This window comes from Actinoplanes awajinensis subsp. mycoplanecinus (assembly GCF_001509495.1).
GTDB lineage: Bacteria > Actinomycetota > Actinomycetes > Mycobacteriales > Micromonosporaceae > Actinoplanes > Actinoplanes palleronii.
Genome location: NZ_LLZH01000186.1, coordinates 1 through 343, shown reverse-complemented (window position 1 = coordinate 343; position 343 = coordinate 1). Strand labels below are relative to the sequence as shown.

1 pseudogene is annotated in these 343 nt (G+C 67.3%); it reads right to left on the bottom strand.

Going from position 1 to position 343, the window contains the following annotated elements:
* Positions 1–135: 135 nt before the first annotated feature.
* A pseudogene (locus tag ADL15_RS54280) lies at positions 136–343 on the bottom strand (FtsK/SpoIIIE domain-containing protein); the annotation flags it as partial.

Genomic DNA, 343 nt, shown 5'->3' with positions numbered 1-343 from the left:
TCCGGGTAGTAGTGGACAACCGGACGGGTCGGCTGCGGTGCGGGCAGGTGCGTGTTGCGGGCCATGAGATCGGCCCTCCCTTCGCTAGGGATCGGTTTTCCATCCGCCGTTTGCGGGTGGTCTATGAGAGGTCCGTCAGGCCGCGACCAGCGTTCGGCCAGGGCTCCGTTCACGGACCGTGCGACGCAGCGATGCCGCGTACTTAGCGATCGCGGCACAGGCGTCGTCGTCGAGGTAGGCGACTTTCACCAGGTGCGGACTTCCGCCCTCGGAGATCAGCAGCCCGACACCGGGATTGGTGGGGCTGATCGTGTTCGCGGACCAGCCGAGCTGCGCCCAGCCC